Source organism: Flavobacterium sp. (assembly GCF_049318325.1).
GTDB lineage: Bacteria > Bacteroidota > Bacteroidia > Flavobacteriales > Flavobacteriaceae > Flavobacterium.
Genome location: NZ_JBMOGQ010000166.1, coordinates 1 through 4337, shown reverse-complemented (window position 1 = coordinate 4337; position 4337 = coordinate 1). Strand labels below are relative to the sequence as shown.

General features: G+C 34.1%; 2 protein-coding genes. Both read left to right on the top strand.

Annotation, left to right across the window (positions count from 1 at the left end):
• The first annotated feature begins 340 nt into the window (after nucleotides 1–340).
• The gene (locus ACOYLP_RS11000) at nucleotides 341–3199 is read left to right on the top strand and encodes a TonB-dependent receptor (protein WP_422856217.1); all 2859 of its coding nucleotides are present in this window, start codon (nucleotides 341–343) and stop codon (nucleotides 3197–3199) included.
• A gap of 28 nt (nucleotides 3200–3227) precedes the next feature.
• The coding region (locus tag ACOYLP_RS10995; RefSeq protein ID WP_422856216.1) for a G-D-S-L family lipolytic protein at nucleotides 3228–4337 on the top strand (1110 nt) is incomplete at its 3' end.

Genomic DNA, 4337 nt, shown 5'->3' with positions numbered 1-4337 from the left:
GGGAATAACCCTTAGAAGTTGACGCATTTCTGGTCGTTGAAGAATAATTTATTACAGTAGAATAATAATTATCAACATAGATCATAAAAAAGCGAGACATTGTCTCGCTTTTTTAGCTTAAAATTTTATGATTAATTTATTGAATGATTCATATTGAAATGCGCAATATATTTTTTATATCAATAATGCAATTCGTTAATAAAAATTGCTAATAGAGCAAAAAGCATAGCCTTGATTACGAAACTTATTATAGATTATTAATAAAAATGCACAAGGTTTTTTGATAATCTAAAAAAAATATTTGTACTTTGGCATCCTAAACCAACAAAATTATAACCAAATGAAGATTTATTTATTTATCGTTTCATTGTTTTTTTGTGGCATAATCTATGCGCAAACTTCAATAACGGGTTCTGTAAAAGACAGTAAGAACGAACCAATACCTGGTGCCAATGTTAAAGTAGCTGGAGATAGCTCTAGTGCTGTAACTGATGGCGATGGAAATTTTAGTTTAACAACTAACAAAAAACCACCATTCGACCTTGAAATATCAAGCATTGGTTTTGGGGCAAAAAAAGTTAGCGTTACAGCAAACAATCAAAAAGTTAACACAGTTTTATCTGATGAGGAAACCAAGCTTGATGAAATTGTAGTTTCTGCCTCTAGAACCCCTGAGAGAATTAGAGAATCTCCAGTTACTATTGAAAGATTTACAGTAAAAGATGTAAAAAAAGCAGCAGCTCCTTCATTTTATGACGGTTTGGAAAATCTAAAAGAGGTCCAAATGAATACTAGTAGTTTGTCTTTCAAATCCATCAATACCCGTGGATTTGCAACTGTTGCTAATACAAGATTTTTACAATTAGTTGATGGAATGGATAATGCTTCTCCTTTACTGAACTTTGTTTTAGGAAACTTAATTGGTGTTTCTGAAATTGATGTACAAAGTGTTGAGTTACTTCCCGGTGCTTCTTCAGCTCTTTATGGTGCTAATGCATTCAACGGAATTTTATTTATGAACAGCCAAGAACCATGGAATCATCAGGGTATTACTGCTTATGCTAAATTTGGACAAACAAATCAAAAAGCAGCGGGAACTAATAATTTCTATGATTATGGAATAAGAGTGGCTCATGTATTTGACAAACATTTTGCTGCTAAAGCCAACTTTACTTTTATGAAAGGAACAGATTGGTATGCCAATAATTACAATGGCATAGACGCAAATGGTAATGAAGTTTCAGGAGTAGATAGAAATGACCCTAGCTATAACGGTATAAATATTTACGGAGATGAGGTTGCTGTTAATCTTAAAAGTAGAAATGCTTTTGGATCTGGAGCTTATAATCTTTTGCCAAACTTTGACATTTCTAGAACAGGATATAACGAAACCGATTTAACAGAAAGTAAGGTTAGAAATGCAAAAATTGATTTCTCATTACATTTTAAACCTTGGGCAAATGATATCGAAATTATTTGGCAATCTAAATTTGGTTTTGGAAATTCAGTTTATCAAGGCGCCAGCCGATATAATTTGAATGGTTTCTTTATGCAACAACATAAAATTGAACTTAAAGGTAAAAACTTTTTTCTTAGAGGATATACTATATCTGAAGATGGCGGGAAATCATATGATATGACTTTTACAGCAATCAATATCAATAGACTATGGAAGTCAGATAAACAATGGTTTGCAGACTATGGAGGAGCATTTGGAGCTGCAACTTTAGGCCTGGTTCCAGGTATAGGTACAACTCCTTCTGAAGCTCACGCATATGCAAGAAGCAGAGCTGATTTTGGACGCTTGATTCCGGGGACGCAAGCATTCAAAGACGCTTTCAATCAAGTAATAGCTGATCCAAGTATATTAACTGGATCTAAATTAGTTGATAATTCAAGAATTTATCATTCAGACGCTAATTACAACTTCAAAGAATTATTCAAACCAGCCGAAATTCAAGTTGGAGGTTCTTACAGAGTGTATGAATTGAACTCTTTCGGTAGAATTTATACAGATGCTGAAAGCGCTATCAATTACAATGAATATGGGGTTTATACGCAAGTTCAGAAAAAACTAATTGATGACAGATTAAAATTAACAGGTTCTGTTAGGTATGATAAAGCTAAAAATTTTGATGGCAATTTTTCTCCTAGACTTTCATTTGTTTATGCTTTAGACAAAGAGAAAAACCATAACATCAGAGGATCATTTCAAACTGGTTTCAGAAACCCAACGACACAAGACCAATACATTGGTTTTAATATTGGAAATAGAGTGTTAATTGGTTCTGCACCCGATAATTTAAATAGATTTGTTGAAACAATAACTGACGATGGAAGTTTTTCTACAATTTCATCTGGTGGACAAGATGTCTTGGGGTCTAATTCGGTAACGCTAACAGGAAATGATGCTTATTACAATTCATTTACAAAAGATTCATATTTAGCATTCGATAGTTACTATAGAAACCATCCTGTTTCAGAGGAAAACACAACAGAAGCTGCAAAGAATTTAGTAAAAGCAAATGTAAATTTAGTAAAACCAGAACAAGTAAAAGCTTTTGATTTGGGATACAGAGCCAATGTTAAAGGATTCTCATTAGACATTAATGGTTATTATAATATTTACAACGATTTTATTGGAAATGTTAATGTTATTACGCCTTTTTATGGGGACGCTGAAAACACAACAGATATTTCAAACACGTCAGCTACAGCTGCTCTTGCGAATAGAGACACTAGAGAGTATCAATTATATACTAATACCGATTTGGAAGTAAAATCATATGGATTTGGTTTAGGATTAACCAAAAAAATCTATAAAGATTTTGAATTTAGTGGAAATTATAATTACTCAGCATTTGATTTTGATCAAGCCAAAGATCCAAATTTTGAAGCAAGTTTTAATACTCCAAAACATAGAGTAAAAGGGACTTTAAGCAATGATAAATTATTTGGAAACTTAGGGCTTTCTGTCAGTGCAAGATGGAATTCAGAATATTTATGGGAATCTACTTTTGCTGATGGTATTATTGACGAAGCAACAGTTGTTGATGTACAAGCGAACTATAATATAAAGTCATTGAAATCAATTCTCAAAGTTGGAGCAACAAATATTGGCGGAAAAGAATACGGTCAAGTAATTGGAGCAGGACTTATTGGTCAACAATATTTTGTTTCATTAACAATTACACCTTAATAAAACCAATTCTATAAAAATTAAAATTATGATAAAAAATTTCAAATGGCTATTATTGGTTTCATTAACCTTTGTAGCATGTAGCGATGATGAAACGGTTGTTAATCCAAATTCATCCGATGGTTTGCCTTTAACGGCTGGGTCAGCTGATTTCTCTAAATATGTTTCTTTAGGGAATTCCTTAACTGCGGGTTATGCTGATAGCGCACTTTTTATGGAAGGACAAAAAGGTTCCTATCCTAATTTATTATCCCAACAATTTGCTTTAGTGGGTGGGGGAGAATTCAAGATCCCTTACACTAGCGATAATATTGGAGGTTTGTTGTTAGGAGGATTCCAAATTCAAGGGCCGAGACTTTATTTTAATGGAAGTGCACCAACTCCTGTTTCAGGAACTATAACTACTGACATTACTAATGTTCTAACAGGACCTTTTAATAATATGGGAGTTCCAGGAGCTAAAAGTTTCCATCTATTAGCGCAAGGATATGGTAATTTAGCTGGAGTTGCAACTGGACAAGCAAATCCTTATTTTGTTCGATTTGCATCCTCTCCTTCGGCAAGTGTTCTAGGAGATGCCATGGCACAAAACCCAACATTCTTTTCTTTATGGATCGGAAATAATGACGTTTTGTCCTATGCTACTTCTGGGGGCACTGGTGTTAATCAATTGAATAATACTAACCCAGCTACTTATGGAGCAAACGATATTACCGACCCTAATTTATTTGCGACTGTATACAGCACATTGTTAGATGGACTAACGGCTAATGGTGCCGGAGGCGTTGTAGCGAATATTCCCGATGTAACATCGGTTCCTTTCTTTACTACGGTTCCAACTAATCCATTACCAGGATTACCGGCAGCAAATGCGGGGCAATTAAATCAATTGTTCGGAGCAATAAATCAAATAACTACAGCATTAGCACAACCTAGTAGATTTGTGGTTTTGGCCTCAGATGATGGAAATCCTGCTACTACAGAAAAAAATCCGCTTTTAATTGTAGATGAATCTTTACCTAATTTAGCGCCTTATATCACAGGAGCGCTTACACCAGTTTTGGGAGCTCAAACAGCAGGATATTTAGGAAATTTATATGGTAGAGCTAGACATGCAAGAAACACAGTTGCAGATAGA

Excerpts from the sequence above, each read along its gene's own strand:
- ACOYLP_RS11000 (WP_422856217.1), top strand. The coding sequence starts at position 341 with ATGAAGATTTATTTATTTATCGTTTCATTGTTTTTTTGTGGCATAATC.